Origin of the sequence: Wolbachia endosymbiont (group A) of Alloplasta piceator (assembly GCF_964028505.1) — a bacterium.
Lineage (GTDB): Bacteria > Pseudomonadota > Alphaproteobacteria > Rickettsiales > Anaplasmataceae > Wolbachia > Wolbachia pipientis.
Genome location: NZ_OZ034793.1, coordinates 485638 through 502673, shown reverse-complemented (window position 1 = coordinate 502673; position 17036 = coordinate 485638). Strand labels below are relative to the sequence as shown.

Annotated in this window: 18 protein-coding genes and 2 pseudogenes; 10 read left to right on the top strand and 10 right to left on the bottom strand. The window is 35.5% G+C overall.

Annotated elements, in window-relative coordinates; translation table 11 throughout:
* Window positions 1–45: 45 nt before the first annotated feature.
* Window positions 46–756 (top strand): heme ABC transporter permease CcmC, encoded by a 711-nt coding sequence (gene ccmC / locus ABWU31_RS02525; RefSeq protein WP_006279633.1) that lies wholly within the window; start codon window positions 46–48, stop codon window positions 754–756.
* Between the two features lie 8 nt (window positions 757–764).
* Window positions 765–1181 (top strand): GNAT family N-acetyltransferase, encoded by a 417-nt coding sequence (locus tag ABWU31_RS02520; RefSeq protein ID WP_006279634.1) that lies wholly within the window; start codon window positions 765–767, stop codon window positions 1179–1181.
* Between the two features lie 51 nt (window positions 1182–1232).
* Here the strand turns inward: ABWU31_RS02520 and ABWU31_RS02515 are convergent.
* From ABWU31_RS02515 to ABWU31_RS02505, 3 genes and pseudogenes are all read right to left on the bottom strand, one after another.
* Window positions 1233–1793 (bottom strand): annotated as a pseudogene (locus ABWU31_RS02515) (hypothetical protein); the annotation flags it as partial.
* Between the two features lie 9 nt (window positions 1794–1802).
* A protein-coding gene (locus ABWU31_RS02510) for an IS630 family transposase (protein ID WP_265029767.1) occupies window positions 1803–2814 on the bottom strand; the annotation gives its coding sequence in 2 pieces (ribosomal slippage) (window positions 1803–2351 and window positions 2353–2814; 1011 coding nt in all).
* A gap of 19 nt (window positions 2815–2833) precedes the next feature.
* Window positions 2834–3943 (bottom strand): hypothetical protein, encoded by a 1110-nt coding sequence (locus ABWU31_RS02505; RefSeq protein ID WP_410541735.1) that lies wholly within the window; start codon window positions 3941–3943, stop codon window positions 2834–2836.
* 180 nt (window positions 3944–4123) lie between these two features.
* On the opposite strand from ABWU31_RS02505, the gene ABWU31_RS02500 reads away from it, so the two are divergent.
* From ABWU31_RS02500 to ABWU31_RS02490, 3 genes and pseudogenes are all read left to right on the top strand, one after another.
* Window positions 4124–5401 carry an adenylosuccinate synthase gene (locus ABWU31_RS02500; protein ID WP_353271377.1) on the top strand — a complete coding sequence of 426 codons (1278 nt, stop codon included), beginning with the start codon at window positions 4124–4126 and terminating at the stop codon, window positions 5399–5401.
* A gap of 103 nt (window positions 5402–5504) precedes the next feature.
* Window positions 5505–6233, top strand: a pseudogene (locus ABWU31_RS02495) (IS5 family transposase).
* Between the two features lie 151 nt (window positions 6234–6384).
* Window positions 6385–7217, top strand: a protein-coding gene (locus ABWU31_RS02490) for an IS5-like element ISWpi1 family transposase (protein ID WP_353271062.1) whose coding sequence is annotated in 2 segments (ribosomal slippage) — window positions 6385–6754 and window positions 6754–7217 — 834 coding nt in all. Because the reading frame shifts where the segments join, the coding sequence is not laid out codon by codon here.
* A gap of 36 nt (window positions 7218–7253) precedes the next feature.
* Here the strand turns inward: ABWU31_RS02490 and ABWU31_RS02485 are convergent.
* A protein-coding gene (locus ABWU31_RS02485) for an IS630 family transposase (protein ID WP_265029767.1) occupies window positions 7254–8265 on the bottom strand; the annotation gives its coding sequence in 2 pieces (ribosomal slippage) (window positions 7254–7802 and window positions 7804–8265; 1011 coding nt in all).
* Between ABWU31_RS02485 and ABWU31_RS02480 the strand changes: the two genes are divergently transcribed.
* The gene (locus ABWU31_RS02480) at window positions 8259–8960 is read left to right on the top strand and encodes a tetratricopeptide repeat protein (protein WP_353271317.1); all 702 of its coding nucleotides are present in this window, start codon (window positions 8259–8261) and stop codon (window positions 8958–8960) included. The genes ABWU31_RS02485 and ABWU31_RS02480 overlap by 7 nt on opposite strands.
* Window positions 8961–8998: 38 nt before the next feature.
* On the opposite strand, the gene odhB is transcribed toward ABWU31_RS02480, so the two are convergent.
* From odhB to ABWU31_RS02465, 3 genes are all read right to left on the bottom strand, one after another.
* The gene (gene odhB, locus ABWU31_RS02475) at window positions 8999–10171 is read right to left on the bottom strand and encodes a 2-oxoglutarate dehydrogenase complex dihydrolipoyllysine-residue succinyltransferase (RefSeq protein WP_077188159.1); all 1173 of its coding nucleotides are present in this window, start codon (window positions 10169–10171) and stop codon (window positions 8999–9001) included.
* Window positions 10172–11027: 856 nt separating this feature from the next.
* Window positions 11028–11663, bottom strand: coding sequence for a transposase (locus ABWU31_RS02470; RefSeq protein ID WP_082246250.1), 636 nt, complete (start codon window positions 11661–11663; stop codon window positions 11028–11030).
* Complete coding sequence (locus tag ABWU31_RS02465) at window positions 11647–11976, bottom strand: transposase (RefSeq protein ID WP_007548762.1); 330 nt, start codon at window positions 11974–11976, stop codon at window positions 11647–11649. The genes ABWU31_RS02470 and ABWU31_RS02465 overlap by 17 nt, the downstream gene beginning before the upstream one ends.
* A 72-nt stretch (window positions 11977–12048) precedes the next feature.
* Between ABWU31_RS02465 and ABWU31_RS02460 the strand changes: the two genes are divergently transcribed.
* From ABWU31_RS02460 to murB, 3 genes are all read left to right on the top strand, one after another.
* Window positions 12049–12201 (top strand): hypothetical protein, encoded by a 153-nt coding sequence (locus ABWU31_RS02460; RefSeq protein WP_353271316.1) that lies wholly within the window; start codon window positions 12049–12051, stop codon window positions 12199–12201.
* A gap of 97 nt (window positions 12202–12298) precedes the next feature.
* Window positions 12299–13177 (top strand): hydroxymethylbilane synthase, encoded by an 879-nt coding sequence (gene hemC / locus ABWU31_RS02455; RefSeq protein WP_265013873.1) that lies wholly within the window; start codon window positions 12299–12301, stop codon window positions 13175–13177.
* Window positions 13168–14055 carry a UDP-N-acetylmuramate dehydrogenase gene (gene murB, locus ABWU31_RS02450; protein ID WP_236515092.1) on the top strand — a complete coding sequence of 296 codons (888 nt, stop codon included), beginning with the start codon at window positions 13168–13170 and terminating at the stop codon, window positions 14053–14055. Before hemC ends, murB begins: the two co-directional genes overlap by 10 nt.
* A gap of 174 nt (window positions 14056–14229) precedes the next feature.
* Here the strand turns inward: murB and ABWU31_RS02445 are convergent.
* Together ABWU31_RS02445 and ABWU31_RS02440 are read right to left on the bottom strand one after the other, a co-directional pair.
* Window positions 14230–15062 (bottom strand): IS5-like element ISWpi1 family transposase gene (locus tag ABWU31_RS02445; protein WP_353271062.1). Its coding sequence is split into 2 segments (ribosomal slippage): window positions 14230–14693 and window positions 14693–15062, totalling 834 coding nucleotides; the frame shifts between segments, so codons are not numbered across the junction.
* Window positions 15063–15133: 71 nt separating this feature from the next.
* A protein-coding gene (locus ABWU31_RS02440; protein ID WP_265029767.1) for an IS630 family transposase occupies window positions 15134–16145 on the bottom strand; the annotation gives its coding sequence in 2 pieces (ribosomal slippage) (window positions 15134–15682 and window positions 15684–16145; 1011 coding nt in all).
* A 69-nt stretch (window positions 16146–16214) separates the two neighbouring features.
* On the opposite strand from ABWU31_RS02440, the gene ABWU31_RS02435 reads away from it, so the two are divergent.
* On the top strand, window positions 16215–16403 hold the full coding sequence (locus ABWU31_RS02435; protein ID WP_338482257.1) for a hypothetical protein: 189 nt from the start codon (window positions 16215–16217) through the stop codon (window positions 16401–16403).
* Between the two features lie 167 nt (window positions 16404–16570).
* Here ABWU31_RS02435 and hemJ read toward each other — a convergent pair whose 3' ends face one another.
* A complete protein-coding gene (hemJ, locus tag ABWU31_RS02430) occupies window positions 16571–16999 on the bottom strand; it encodes a protoporphyrinogen oxidase HemJ (protein ID WP_006279885.1) in 429 nt (142 codons plus the stop codon).
* Window positions 17000–17036: the final 37 nt, after the last annotated feature.

Genomic DNA, 17036 nt, shown 5'->3' with positions numbered 1-17036 from the left:
CTCAAACTAATTGGTAAATTCTTAACACAATTATTCTCAAAACGAATGTTTTTATTAAAGCCTACAAATTTCTCTTATTTTTCTAAGAAAGCTCTACCTTGGCTTGGGGTTATTTGTTTCGCATGTTTTTTAATTGGAATGTCTTTGGCGTTATTCTTCTCTCCAGAAGATTATAAACAAGGAGAAATTGTACGAATCATGTACATTCATGTGCCTTCTGCATGGCTTGCTCTTGGAATATATGGATTAATTGCATCACTCAGTTTCATTTCATTGGTATGGAACAATAGCATTGCTAGTGTCTTGGCACATGCTGCTGCTCCTGCAGGGACAATCTTTTCGGCAATATGCTTAATCACAGGCAGCATCTGGGGAAAAGGAACCTGGGGCACTTGGTGGGTATGGGATGCAAGGCTTACTTCAATGCTGATTTTACTTTTCCTATATGTTGGCTACCTTTCATTGTGGAGCGCTTTTGATAATGAAGCGAGGGCAGAAAAATCAGCAGCAGTATTTGCCATCTTTAGTGCTATAAATATTCCTATAGTAAAATTTTCCGTGAATTTATGGTCCACTCTCCATCAGCCAGCAAGCATTTTGAGAAAAGGTGGAATAGCAATAGAAAGTTCCCTGCTGTTGCCACTGGTTGCAATGTTTATGTTTTGTGCCACATTTTTTTTAGTAGTGTGGATACTGTATTCACTTTACTTAATTAATTTATATAAGATAAAGAGAGAAATCAGTATGCGGTATTAGGCCGAGGGATGAAAATAGAACACACCACATCACCAAGTAGCAAAGACATTGAATTCCTACTCAAAAAGATTAATGAAGAAACCGTTGATAAAGGTACGTGTAACCCATTTGCTTTTTTTATTCGCGATGATACTGAACAAATTATTGCAGGTTGTAGCGGTTTTGTTATCTATGGTTCAATTTACACTGACTTGCTTTGGGTACATTCTGATTATAGAAGAAAAGGTATGGGAAAGCAGCTAATGGAAGAAGTTCATGATTATGGTCGTGAGATGCACTGTAAAATAGCAACCGTTGCAACCATGAATTTTCAAAAAGCGAAAGTATTTTATGAAAAGCTTGGGTATAAGTGTGATCTTGTACGTCCAGGGTATGTTAACATGTATATTTTTGAAGAAAGTGTTGTGAGATGCACTGTAAAATAGCAACCGTTGTAACCATGAACTCTAAAATATTTAAAGAGCCTACTAATATCTTTAAGGTAAATGTTCATGTGATTCCGCAGAATAATTCTGTTTTTTGATTCTATCTGTCCATTTATCATTTTCTATATCTTGTTTGTTGGTTGCTTTTTTTTCTTGCTCAACAATTGCCTTATCTATCTCCTTATGAATTGCATCAATTGCATTAATCGCACCTCCTTTTTTGTATACTTCGCTTTTCCCTTCAATAATTAACTTAATAAAAGTATTTACAACAGACTGCACTTGATTATGATTAACCTGACCTTTTATCAAAGAAGGTAAAGAGCCTAATTCCATCAATACTTCTGGTGCTGTTTTATCTTGAGTGGAAAGTCCTAAATTATCTGCTACTTTACTTATTAATAACTCTCTGTGTTCTTTATTATCTTCCAATTTAGCATAATCACTCAATAGATCTATAACGGTAGATACTCTGACTTCAACAATATCATCAACATCTTCATCTTCTAGAGCAACTCCTGACCCCAATAACCTCTCTCTGAGATTTTCGCTTAAAAGATTGATAAATTCTTCATTTGCATCTGATCCTGTGGTTGATATTGTACCATCTAATACCAATTCTCATTGTTGTCCAGTCAAATAGGAAACATTGCAGAGTTGTTTAATTGTGGAGCTGGCAAGAGAAGTAATAAATTTGCACAAAGCACCCTCAAGTAGAGCAATTGTATCGTATATTTTATTGCGCAAAATGTTCTGTTTTATATATAACCAAAGCCTCTCAACAGGATTTAGCTCAGGTGAGTATGGAGGTAGGTATATAATGTCGATATTTTTAGGTACCTTTAAATTTTTTGACCTATGCCAACTAGCACAGTCCATAACGAGAAAAGCCTCTCGTGTTTCTAGATATTGCGAAATTTGCTCAAGAAATATGTTCATGCAATCAGTGTTGACATTTGGTGCAAATAAGCTAGAACTCTCTCCATTTCTAGGATTAACTGCACTATAGAGATAGAAATTTTGCCTACCTAATTTTGTTTTAACCTGTGTTCTAATCCCCTTTTTAAACCACCCATGTCCAACTTTTGAATGTGTGCCAAACCGTGATTCATCAAAGAAAAATAGCTCTTTTTCTGGATACTTGCTAATAGCTCCATTGAGATTTTTTTTTGAATTCCTCTTGTTTGCTTTTATCTTGTCCATTATGAACTGGTCTTGGTGTAATATATGAGAATTTCATCTTTTGCATATGGCGGTGTACTGTAGATTTGCTGATATTTAATCCGAACTTTTCCTGGATTCTTATTCTCATTTCTTTAATGGTGATATTAGGATTTTCTTCTATCCACTCTTCAATTTGCTGTAGTTGAGCCTGATTTAATTTAGTTTTTCTACGACGTTGTGAAGGAGCAAACAGTTTTTCTTCTCTGCCAATTTTCAAGAGTTTTACCCACGAAGTTAGTGCGCTTCTTGAAATGCAATATATTTTTGCTACAGCCGTTATACTGTACTTTTTTGCTGCAATTACAGCATTTAGTTTTTTTGAAACATATGCATTATTCCTTACTTTCTTCAGCATTTCTTTTGCTGATTCTACTACTTTTTCATCCAATAATTTTGATCTTAATGCCATTTAAACCTCGCTATTTTACTTACTTCAGTATGGCTTTTCTTCCATCATTGTCCATCTGTTTGCCCTGTAATGGGAATTGGTATAAATAGTTACTTTGAGCACCGAAGCCATGCTCTATTTGTATTTTTGTCTCAGGTTTAAATCCTAATTTTGCACAGAATTTCTGAAAATATTCTTTAATAATGTCAAACAAGCTCTTGCCATTATCTTTATAATTTTTTAACTCTTTAGGAATAGTAAGTGACAATTTACCATCTCTGTATGTTACAAAGTCTTCACCATTGTGAGATTCAATTGTAAATTCCAATGAACTAGACAGATTACATATCTTATCGCCATGCATAACTTGATTTTTAACAGAGAGTATTGGTAGCCTCATATCAGATCTAATTCTCACATTATTTTGGTTAGCACAATCAATGTTTATTACTTTTTTAGTATTTTCTACTATGAACGACTGTCCAAGTGCAAGTTGGGTTTGTATAAATGGAGCAGCCTCATACCCTGCTTGATTACAATTGGTAACTAGCTCTTCTAAAATAGCATCACTTGGAACTTCTGCCCCAGCGTATCTGAACATTTTTTTGAAAACTTCTTTTGCAAAGGAACGGTAATCCTTGTTTTCATCTTTCTCTGTTGGTAATAGATGGATATACCTTTGGCCAGCATTGTAAAATTCTTCAAATTCTTTCTTATATGAATCAGTTTTTTGATGATCAGTAGTTTTGGGATCTTCGCAGTGATTTTTCCACAGCTCACCCAATGCGTCACTTACAAGCTCTTTCTCAATATCTTCGAGTACTGAAGCAACAAAAGCTTTGCCACGATCCGTATCTATTTCTCTTGTTCCTTTTTTGTTAAATATTTCGTCATTATATATATCATCACTATTAAAAAGTTCGCTTCTGCGGTGCTTAGCTCCTTCCTTAAATGCAATAATAAGATTTTTATCTATTTCTTTTCCGTTAATAATAAAATTCATCCTTTGAAAATCTAAGAACATTGTTTCACCGGAATTCGCTAATTTATTATCTTGATCTGCTCTTAATTTACTAAAATTGAACTCTTTAGCTGTGGCCTTTAATCTAACTACTGGACTCTTATTATTTTTTCCTTTTGTCTCTTTCATAAATAACACCTTACTGCAAATATGCTGTAAGTTATATCATATAATGATGAATAATTTGGTAATATATTAAGAAAATCGACAGTATATTTCTTTATTTAAGAGGTGTAGGAAAGGCGTAGATTTCTCTTTCCATTTGTAGCGTACTGCATTAATATTTATGTATTAATCTAGAAAATAATGATGAATAACATTGTAATTGTTGGTCTGCAATGGGGTGACGAAGGCAAGGGTAAAATAGTAGATTATCTTTCTGAGAATGCAGATGTAGTTGTGAGATTTCAGGGAGGAAATAATGCAGGGCACACTATAGTAGTAGATGATGAGGTTTATAAATTAAATTTACTGCCCTCTGCTGTTTTGAGGCCAGGCAAAATATCTATCATAGGAAATGGCGTTGCTCTTGATCCACACGCTCTAATCTCAGAAATAGAGTCATTGAAAGTTAAAGGAGTAGACGTAAACTATAACAACTTGATGGTATCCGAGAGCTGTCCATTAATACTTAGCATACATAAGGACAAGGAAAAGCTATTTGAAGATTTAAATGGAAATCACAAAATTGGTACAACAAACAAAGGGATAGGGCCATGTTATGAAGATAAAGTTGGAAGGAGAGCTATACGCCTTTGTGACTTAGAAAACGCAGATGAGCTCAATAAAAGAGTGGATACTCTTTTGAATTACCACAATGCTATCAGGAAAGGCCTTAACTACCAGGTGGTTAAAAAAGAAGAAATATTAAAGGAAATTCAAGAGATTTCAGAAAAAATTCTTTCATATAAAAAACCTGTGTGGAAGATATTAAATGACTTGATGAAAGAAGGTAAGAAAATAATATTTGAAGGTGCCCAAGGCGCATTTTTAGATATCGACCACGGAACTTACCCTTTTGTTACTTCAAGTAATACTGTAGCATCGCAAGCAATAACAGGCTCAGGGTTATCCTCCAATGCTTACATTATTGGTGTGGTAAAAGCTTATACAACAAGAGTGGGCAATGGCCCATTTCCTACTGAGCAGAAAAATGAAGTAGGAGATAGCTTGTTTACTATAGGTAAGGAACTTGGAACAGTGAGCAATAGAAGAAGGCGTTGCGGATGGTTCGATGCAGTTTTAGTGCGCCAGGCCGTACAACTCTCTGGAGTTTCAAGCATTGTATTAACCAAATTAGATGTGCTTAATTCTTTTGATACAATTAAAATATGCACTGGTTACAAGTATAGCGGAAAAATGTATGATTATTTACCCGCATCGCATTCAATACAAGGGGAATTAGAGCCAATATATGAAGAGTTTCCTGGCTGGAAAGAAAACATTCAAGGTAAAAGGTCAATTAAAGCATTGCCTATCAATTTAATAAAATATATAGACAGGTTAGAAAAATTAATAGGTGTACCAATTCATCTAATTTCAACTAGTCCAAAGAGAGAGGATGTTATTAAGCTTAAAGATTTCTGAAAACGTCTTTGTATCTTAGAGCCTGTACGTAATCTCAAAAAAGAGATAAAGTGAGAGGATAAAGTATATAAAGTAGGATATGCGAAGTTTATAACCAAGTGACATAAGTCGAGAAAAGTTTGAGATTATTGTAGCAGATCTGGAATCTTGCAGAAAGAAGACAAAACCAAGAACACTTGATTTACATGATGTATTTTGTGGAGTGTTATACGTGTTAAAAAGTGGTTGCCAGTGGAGAATGGTATCAAAAGAGTTCCCAAAATGGCGCAATTGTTACGACTATTTTAAGAAGTGGAGTGAAAAACCAGATGCAAATAAAGAAAGTGTTCTGGAGCTGGTATTAAAAAAAAATAATTGCGACAAAACAATGGTCGGAAAAGCTTCTGTATAATTGATGCACAGAGTATAAAAAATGCAGATACTGCTGAAGCTATGATGCAGGCAAGAAGATTTCAGGGCCGTATTACAGTAGATACGCAAGCATGCAATTTATACAACAACAGCAGAGATAACTGACCGTAGCAGTGCTGTGAGAATGGTCGAAAATGCAAAAGAAAACCTCTCGGGAGTTAAAAATGTACTGGTTGATGCAGGCTATACTGGAGAGAATTTTGTAACTCAAATAAAAACGATTATTGGTGCAACCGTTGAAGTGATCAAAAGAAATGAATTACGTTCCTTTGTTGTATTGCCCAAAAGATGGGTTGTGGAGCGATCTTTTGCTTGGTTAGAAAAATGTAGAAGATTGTGGAAAAATTGTGAGCGAAAACTCAATACTAGCCTACAAATGGTCGTTCTGGCTTTCACTGCCTTACTTCTGAAAAAATTATGAACAGGCTCTTACTAACTCTTATCTAATAAAAAAAATACTTGTGTAACTTCGAATAGTCTATTATGCAAGACAGCAGTATAAACATGTAGTAAGAGGTTGTCCGGAAACAAGTAAAAGGCTATAATATCTGAAATTTTAGTACGGGGTAAAGATGAGAAAAAAGTATCCAACAGATCTAAGCGAAAGGGAATGGGCAAGAATAGAAAAACACTTCAGAGTATCATACAAGAAAGGAGGAAGGCCGCCAAAGTATAGCAAAAGAGAAATATTAGAAGCAATTTTCTATGTATTGCGTACAGGGTGTCAATGGCGGTATTTACCAAATGATTTTCCGCTATGGAAGACTGTGTATGAGCAGTTCAGGCAATGGAAGAAGCAGGGAATTTTTGAGAAAATGAATTATGAAATTACAAAATATAGTAGAAGAAAAATAGGAAGGAATGAGCAGCCGAGTGCCTGTATAGTAGATAGTCAATCTGTAAAGACTACAGAAAAGGGGGGATCAAAGGCTATGATGGAAGTAAAAAAGTAAAGGGTAGAAAAAGGCATATAATTACAGACACTCAGGGTTTTATACTAGGTTGTTACGTAGGCGCTGCTAACGAAAATGATAGAGATGGTATTAAAATAGCATTAAACAATATGAGAACAAAATATACTAAAGTTAAAAAAATGTGGGCTGACATGGGATACCAAGGAAGAAATTCAAAGAATCACATAAAGGAAGAATATGACATAGATATTGAAATTGTTACAAGGCCTCCATGTAGATTTTGGGTGCACAAAGATACGCCACCTGAGCTACTACCAACAAGAGAACAAGGGTTTAAAGTACAGCCAAGAAGATGGGTTGTAGAAAGGACTTTTGCTTGGGTTAATAGGAATAGAAGGCTATCGAAGGAGTATGATTTACTCACAACATCCACTGAGAATTTCATATACCTAGCTATGAGTAGGGTTATGTTAAAGAGGGAATATGCTTGAATTTACTAGTTTCCGGACAACCTCTTATACCAATTCTTATTGTTGTCCAGTCAAATAGGAAACATTGCAGAGTTGTTTAATTGTGGAGCTGGCAAGAGAAGTAATAAATTTGCACAAAGCACCCTCAAGTAGAGCAATTGTATCGTATATTTTATTGCGCAAAATGTTCTGTTTTATATATAACCAAAGCCTCTCAACAGGATTTAGCTCAGGTGAGTATGGAGGTAGGTATATAATGTCGATATTTTTAGGTACCTTTAAATTTTTTGACCTATGCCAACTAGCACAGTCCATAACGAGAAAAGCCTCTCGTGTTTCTAGATATTGCGAAATTTGCTCAAGAAATATGTTCATGCAATCAGTGTTGACATTTGGTGCAAATAAGCTAGAACTCTCTCCATTTCTAGGATTAACTGCACTATAGAGATAGAAATTTTGCCTACCTAATTTTGTTTTAACCTGTGTTCTAATCCCCTTTTTAAACCACCCATGTCCAACTTTTGAATGTGTGCCAAACCGTGATTCATCAAAGAAAAATAGCTCTTTTTCTGGATACTTGCTAATAGCTCCATTGAGATTTTTTTTTGAATTCCTCTTGTTTGCTTTTATCTTGTCCATTATGAACTGGTCTTGGTGTAATATATGAGAATTTCATCTTTTGCATATGGCGGTGTACTGTAGATTTGCTGATATTTAATCCGAACTTTTCCTGGATTCTTATTCTCATTTCTTTAATGGTGATATTAGGATTTTCTTCTATCCACTCTTCAATTTGCTGTAGTTGAGCCTGATTTAATTTAGTTTTTCTACGACGTTGTGAAGGAGCAAACAGTTTTTCTTCTCTGCCAATTTTCAAGAGTTTTACCCACGAAGTTAGTGCGCTTCTTGAAATGCAATATATTTTTGCTACAGCCGTTATACTGTACTTTTTTGCTGCAATTACAGCATTTAGTTTTTTTGAAACATATGCATTATTCCTTACTTTCTTCAGCATTTCTTTTGCTGATTCTACTACTTTTTCATCCAATAATTTTGATCTTAATGCCATTTAAACCTCGCTATTTTACTTACTTCAGTATGGCTTTTCTTCCATCATTGTCCATCTGTTTGCCCTGTAATGGGAATTGGTATCAGAAGGCAAAAGAGTTGCTTGAACGAGCCTTAGTAATTCAAGAGAAACATTATGGCCCCGATTATTTTGAAGTCGCTATTACTCTGACAAACCTTGGTATCTCTCATGTGGATTTAGGTGACTATAAAAAACAAAAGGAGTTACTTGAACGGGCTTTAGCAATCAAAAAGAAACATTACAGGCCTGACCATTTTGAAGTTGCTAGAACACTGGCAAACCTCGGTAATTCTTATAGGGTTTTAGGTAATCCCCAGAAGGCAAAAGAGTTGCTTGAACAGGCTCTAGCAATTCGAAAGAAACATTACGGCCTCGACCATTTTGAAGTTGTTAAATTACTGGCAACCCTCGGTATCGTTTATGGCACTTTTGGCGATCATCAGAAAGCAAAAGAGTTGTTTGAACGAGCTTTACCTATTTTTGAGAAACATTATGGCTCTGGTCATGTTCAAGTTGCCAAACTACTGGCAAATCTTGGTATTGCCTATGGCGCTTTGGGCGATCACAAGAAACAAGAGAAATTGCTTGAACAGGCCTTGCCTATTTTTGAGAAACATTATGGCCCTGATCATCCGGAAGTTGCTAAACTGCTGGCAGAACTAGATGACATTTAGGTTTTTAGCAATACTGGATTAACAACAATTCATTTGAGCTACACTTCCAAAACTAATCTATTTGGATCTTCTATATAATTTTTTATTTTAACGAGGAAAGTTACTGCTCCTTTGCCGTCAACTATTCTGTGATCGTAAGAGAGAGCAATGTACATCATAGGTCTGATTTCTACTGCATTACCAACAGCAACTGGCCTGTTTTGTATTGAATGCATTCCAAGTATTCCAGATTGCGGAGGGTTTATTATCGGAGTAGAAAGAAGCGAACCGTATACTCCGCCGTTTGAGATAGTGAATGTTGCACCTTCCATTTCTGATACTTGTAATTTACCTTCGCGAGCTTTTTTGCCAAGAGCAACCAAAGTCAACTCAATTTCTGCAAATGACATCTGATCGGCACCCCGAATAACTGGTACAACAAGACCTTTATCGGTGCCAACAGCAACACCTACGTCATAGTAATGTTTATATATGATTTCATCGCCTGAGATTTCAGCGTTAATTTCAGCAATTTCTTTCAATGCTTGCACCGTTGCCTTTATAAAAAACGACATAAAACCAAGTTTTATTCCATATTTTTTTTCAAAGGCGTCCTTATATTTTGCTCTTAGATCCATGACATTTTTCATGTCAATTTCATTGAACGTGGTCAGTATTGCAGCAGTATTTTGCGATGCTTTCAAACGAGCGGCAATTACTTGCCTTATTTTGCTCATTTTTACTCGTTCCTCTCTTTGCTCTCCATTTACTACACTTTTTGGCAATTCATATTGTTTTATTGCAGGTTGTTCAGCTTTGTTCATATGGCCTATCACATCTGCTTTTGTTATTCTGCCTCCCATGCCAGTTCCTTTGACGCTTTCTGCACTGATTGCATTTTCTTCCATAATTTTACGAGCTGATGGAGCATCTTTTTTAGCAGCACTTTCGCTTTTATCTTCTTTTCTCGCTTCCTCTTTTACTTCTCCCATGGAAAGCTTTGCTAACAATTGATCAGGACTTATTACATCATCTTCTTTTATAAGAAATTCAGTTATTTGCCCTGAAGCTTCTGCAGTTAATTCGAGTGCTGTTTTGTCAGTTTCAATTTCAAAGATCAAGTCATCTACTTTTACTGCTTCTCCAATACCCTTCTTTATTTTTACTATACCTTCTGTAACTGATTCACCACCAAGAGTTTTTGGTGCTCTGATTTCTATAATTTTGCTCATAAAACAACTTCCGTATAAAACTTTCTATAGATTTATACATGAAAAGAGACATGTAATAAACTAATAAATTCATTGAGGCTCTTATCATTTAGAAGTGACAAACGGATAACATATTCCCAAATGTCATTCCAGCACGTGACGCTAGGCCATAAAAATTCCTTGACAAGCTTTGTCAGCCCCCCTATCATGGTACTGAAGCTATTTATTTATCTTCGCAATCTGTGCAGGTTAATGACAAAAAGCTTAGGGTATTTGGCGTCTCATGTTTAATTTTTCGCACTGCGTGCATCGCATGTCTTTAAAAATTTTTAGGTTTTTACCTATATAAGCCGAAACGCGCTTACAAAGCGTTTAAGACAGCAAAAAACGTCAAATTGACAAGGGAGAATTTGAATGCTAGCTACTACGGGGTTTCTTTGCCTTTTTTCCTGTTTAGTAAATTTCTTAAACACTTGCGGTGTAGGTTAGTTGCAAGTTAAAAGCAGCTAAATCGCTCTTAATCAAGCGTTTTAGAATAAAAAAAACGCCGATATTTTAGTACATAGTAAATAGCCAACCACCACGGGGCTTCTTTTGCCTTTTTTTTCGCTTGGTAAATTTTTTAATATTTATAGCTAAACGACAACCGTCATCCCGCTGCTTGTTAGCGGGATCTAGAGATACCGCGAATGAATCGCGGTATGACGGTTAAATAATTCGTCATCCCGCTACGTGTTAGCGGGATCTAGAGATACCGTGACGGTATGACGGTTCGCGGTGGTATGACGATAAGGTTTATACCTTGTCATGCAAGTAGCTTGACACTAGAATGGCTTTGTTGCATCGCTCTTCGGATAGTAGGTAACGTACAATAAATTCATGAAGCTATCTCAAACTTAGCCATGCCTATTTCAGTAAATTTGTTAAGCAAATAACACTTGAGTAGCAGTTCCTTCTCACGATTAATTTCAGATTTGCTCCTAAAACTAAACCCAAATATTCGCTTCAACCTTGAGAAAAATCCTTCAATATACGATCTTTTTCCGTAATTTACTTCTTCTTTCCATCTTTTTATACCATTCTCACCATGTAATTTCATTAACTGAATAGCGGCATTTCTATCAAGCATATAATCCAATTTTGGATGCTCTGCTGCGTTGTTTTTCGGAGGAATTTTCGTTTTTATACCATATTGATTACACAGCTTATAGAGCTTTTCTCTGTCATATGCCCTATCTGCATATAGTACTTTTATGACATACTGAAAATCGACTTCTTTTAGCAAATCACAAGCTCCATAGTGATCAGAGTAGACACCGTTACTGTATTTTACAGCTATGGCTTTTTTGCTGTTTGTATTCAACATTACATGCAATTTTCTTGTCTGTTCATAGCTGCGATACTTTCTATCTTCGCTATTTTCTTTGCTATGACCAGGAGTGTTGTTGTATATACTAATTCCTGTACTGTCTATAGCAATTTCGATATCTTCCATATTATTTTCTGCAATCATTGATCTTAATATTGAGTTTCTTAAACCTTCTTGATGATTGTGAATAGCTGATAACTTGCAAATTTTTCCCAATTTGCTCAAGGTATCCTGCTATAAACCCAACTGTTTGCCTCAGGCCTATTCTAAATAAACAAGTTATTATGTGCACCAAAATTACAACTTTATCGCTATAAATATTGTTGCCACCTGGTATTTTTGGACCATTCTCGTACCACTTTTCTATGGCTTCGTTGATATAATGAAAAATATTTCCTCTTTTTTCTAGAAATTTGTTATATTCGCTATGGTTACTGACCCTCATTTTTTGTGGCATATTTTTTCTTTCAAGGTTAAATGGCTATTTTATAATGAATTTTGTCAGTAGCCACCAGATTTTTCAGTTGCTATGCAACAAAGCCCACTAGAATCCAGTAAGCTTATTTATGCATATAAAAGGTTATTATTTTGTAAAGGCAAAGTTGCTTTTGGTTTTAAGTTAAAGTACAATAAATGCAAAGGCTCATATAAACTGGATCCAAGTAGTCAGCTACTCGGATGACATCAGAGAGAGGCTAGCCGAAGTTCATGCGATACACGTTACCAAAGTGTTTAAATAATTAATTAGGTTAAGGTTTGGTATTCAAACAGTCGTACATATGCTAGTCAAAATAGGTACCAGAGGAAGCAAGCTTGCAGTTGCCCAGGCTTTGGAAGCAAAACAAAAGTTGCTGGACTCTTTTCCTAACTTATCTATTGAAATTGTTAAGATAAAAACTTCTGGAGATAAGTATGCAAACGCAAATCTTGCTGAAATAGGAGGTAAAGGATTATTCATTAAAGAAATTGAGGCTGAATTGCTCGAAAATAATATAGATATGGCAGTTCATTCGTTAAAGGATGTGCCTGCGTTTTTCTCAGGGGGCTTAACAATTCCTTGTGTTTTAGAAAGGCTAAGTCCATGCGATGCGTTTATTTCTCATAAACACAATAGCCTTGAGTCTTTGCCACAACAGGCTATTATTGCCACTTCTGCAATAAGAAGAAAAGTTCAGTTACTAAATTTTAGACCAGATTTAAATATAGTACCGTTACGTGGAAATGTAACAACTAGATTGCAAAATCAAAGTTTTGATGGAATAATTTTAGCTGAAGCAGGGCTCATAAGATTAGAAAAACATCACTTAATTACAGAGGTATTGCCACCAAAAGTTATGTTAAGTGCAGTGGGACAGGGAGCGATTTGTATTCAATGTAGAAGGAATGATGTAAAAATTATCGATCTTTTAGAGAAAATTAATAATAATATGTCTTTTATAAGAGTGAAATCAGAGCGCAGTTTTATGAAGACAGTGAATGGTTCATGTTTTACACCACTTGCAGCTTTGGCTGAATATGTGAGCGAAAATATGCTACATCTTCGTTGTATGTTGGCAGATGAAAAAAATATATACTTCACTGAGCGCACTTCATTTATAGAAGATGCGGAGAAAATGGGTATGGATGCAGGGTTAGAGTTGAAATCAAAATGCTTATAAGCTTACCTAAAGTACGTGGAGTCTATCGTTATGACATCTTAATGTCTAAAGCAACGTGGTTAAATGTCGGTGGACGAGCTGATATATTATTTAAACCACGTGATATTGAAGATTTAACATGCTTGATTAAAAACACTGAGTTGCCAATCAACGTTATCGGTGCAACATCCAACATAATAGTGCGGGATAGTGGCATTCGAGGAATAATAGTAAAATTGGGTAAGGAATTTTCATATATAAAAAGTAAAGGTAACAACTCCATTGTTGCAGGTGGTGCTGCGCTGCTCAGGAACCTTGCTTACTTTGCAGGAGAGCAACAAATTAGTGGACTTGAGTTTCTAGTTGGAATTCCAGGAACAGTTGGTGGCGGAATAGAAATGAATGCAGGTGCGTATGGTAGTGACATCGCAAGCGTTGTACAATCCATAAAAGCAGTGAATCTAGAGGATGGAAACCTATATGAGTTCTCCAGCGAAGAAATGGGGTATTTTTACCGTGGACATAGCCTAAAAGGAAATTGGATTTTTGTTGAAGCTGAGTTTAAAGGAGTAAACTCAGAGTATGAGCTTATACTGCAAAGGTTAAAGGAAGTTATTGAGAGGAAAAATAAAAGCCAGCCAATAAGAGGAAAAACTGCTGGGTGCATATTCAAAAATCCAAAAAACTACCGAGCATGGGAGTTAATTGATAAATCTGGCTGCCTAGGGTTAAATATTGGTGGAGCTAGAATCTCTAAGAAACATTGTAACTTCTTGCTCAATTACGATAATGCAACTGCATCTGACTTGGAAAACCTTGGCAACAAAGTAAAAGATGCAGTAAAGGATAAATTTAATGTTGAACTTGAGTGGGAAATAAGGGTTTTGGGTAGCTATTAGATAGTTTTTATAGCTTATGTATATTCGTTCAGGAGAACGGCAAATAAGGTAGACAAGTAATCTAAAAAAATAATCATAGAGAAAACGTGAGGTAATGTGGTTAATCTTGTAGAACTTTGCAAGAATCTAGAGAGAAAAATAGCAAAGTTAGAGGTTGTCCGGAAACTAGTAAATTCAAGCATATTCCCTCTTTAACATAACCCTACTCATAGCTAGGTATATGAAATTCTCAGTGGATGTTGTGAGTAAATCATACTCCTTCGATAGCCTTCTATTCCTATTAACCCAAGCAAAAGTCCTTTCTACAACCCATCTTCTTGGCTGTACTTTAAACCCTTGTTCTCTTGTTGGTAGTAGCTCAGGTGGCGTATCTTTGTGCACCCAAAATCTACATGGAGGCCTTGTAACAATTTCAATATCTATGTCATATTCTTCCTTTATGTGATTCTTTGAATTTCTTCCTTGGTATCCCATGTCAGCCCACATTTTTTTAACTTTAGTATATTTTGTTCTCATATTGTTTAATGCTATTTTAATACCATCTCTATCATTTTCGTTAGCAGCGCCTACGTAACAACCTAGTATAAAACCCTGAGTGTCTGTAATTATATGCCTTTTTCTACCCTTTACTTTTTTACTTCCATCATAGCCTTTGATCCCCCCTTTTCTGTAGTCTTTACAGATTGACTATCTACTATACAGGCACTCGGCTGCTCATTCCTTCCTATTTTTCTTCTACTATATTTTGTAATTTCATAATTCATTTTCTCAAAAATTCCCTGCTTCTTCCATTGCCTGAACTGCTCATACACAGTCTTCCATAGCGGAAAATCATTTGGTAAATACCGCCATTGACACCCTGTACGCAATACATAGAAAATTGCTTCTAATATTTCTCTTTTGCTATACTTTGGCGGCCTTCCTCCTTTCTTGTATGATACTCTGAAGTGTTTTTCTATTCTTGCCCATTCCCTTTCGCTTAGATCTGTTGGATACTTTTTTCTCATCTTTACCCCGTACTAAAATTTCAGATATTATAGCCTTTTACTTGTTTCCGGACAACCTCTGATACCAATTCTCATTGTTGTCCAGTCAAATAGGAAACATTGCAGAGTTGTTTAATTGTGGAGCTGGCAAGAGAAGTAATAAATTTGCACAAAGCACCCTCAAGTAGAGCAATTGTATCGTATATTTTATTGCGCAAAATGTTCTGTTTTATATATAACCAAAGCCTCTCAACAGGATTTAGCTCAGGTGAGTATGGAGGTAGGTATATAATGTCGATATTTTTAGGTACCTTTAAATTTTTTGACCTATGCCAACTAGCACAGTCCATAACGAGAAAAGCCTCTCGTGTTTCTAGATATTGCGAAATTTGCTCAAGAAATATGTTCATGCAATCAGTGTTGACATTTGGTGCAAATAAGCTAGAACTCTCTCCATTTCTAGGATTAACTGCACTATAGAGATAGAAATTTTGCCTACCTAATTTTGTTTTAACCTGTGTTCTAATCCCCTTTTTAAACCACCCATGTCCAACTTTTGAATGTGTGCCAAACCGTGATTCATCAAAGAAAAATAGCTCTTTTTCTGGATACTTGCTAATAGCTCCATTGAGATTTTTTTTTGAATTCCTCTTGTTTGCTTTTATCTTGTCCATTATGAACTGGTCTTGGTGTAATATATGAGAATTTCATCTTTTGCATATGGCGGTGTACTGTAGATTTGCTGATATTTAATCCGAACTTTTCCTGGATTCTTATTCTCATTTCTTTAATGGTGATATTAGGATTTTCTTCTATCCACTCTTCAATTTGCTGTAGTTGAGCCTGATTTAATTTAGTTTTTCTACGACGTTGTGAAGGAGCAAACAGTTTTTCTTCTCTGCCAATTTTCAAGAGTTTTACCCACGAAGTTAGTGCGCTTCTTGAAATGCAATATATTTTTGCTACAGCCGTTATACTGTACTTTTTTGCTGCAATTACAGCATTTAGTTTTTTTGAAACATATGCATTATTCCTTACTTTCTTCAGCATTTCTTTTGCTGATTCTACTACTTTTTCATCCAATAATTTTGATCTTAATGCCATTTAAACCTCGCTATTTTACTTACTTCAGTATGGCTTTTCTTCCATCATTGTCCATCTGTTTGCCCTGTAATGGGAATTGGTATAAATTACGGAAAAAGATCGTATATTGAAGGATTTTTCTCAAGGTTGAAGCGAATATTTGGGTTTAGTTTTAGGAGCAAATCTGAAATTAATCGTGAGAAGGAACTGCTACTCAAGTGTTATTTGCTTAACAAATTTACTGAAATAGGCATGGCTAAGTTTGAGATAGCTTCATGAATTTATTGTACGTTACCTACTATCCGAAGAGCGATGCAACAAAGCCATCCCAGTGTCACGCACTGGGATGACAAGAAAGGGAGCACTGGAATTTTTATTTCAGTATTGTACATTAGCCATGCATCTGAACAGATACGAGCTTTCTGCTTTTTTTTGGGTAAGGTCAGTCAAAAAGGTTTTACAACAACCATAATAACTATAACTATTATCAATACTGTAACTGCTTCATTTAAAACGCGAAAATAAATATGTGACTTCTTATTCGAACCCATTGCAAAATTTTTCCTATATTTTGCAAGTAGCATATGAATAATTAACATCAAAAGTATTGCAAATGCTTTTACATGAAACCATCCTTCACGATATGCTTCCCTAATAACCATTAGTGTAATTCCAAGACCAAGTGAGAAAAGCATTGCAGGGTTTATGATATGTCTAAGTAGCCTCTTTTCCATTGTTTGAAGCAAGCTATCATTTTCCGATCCCGGTTTTACAGTTGCATGGTAGACATAAAGCCTGGGTAAATAAAGCATACCTGCCATCCACATGATAACAGAGATAACATGAAAAGCCTCAAGCCAGTGGTAATAGTTCATTAGCAAAAATTTAAAATTCCTGGTATTGTGTTAGTTT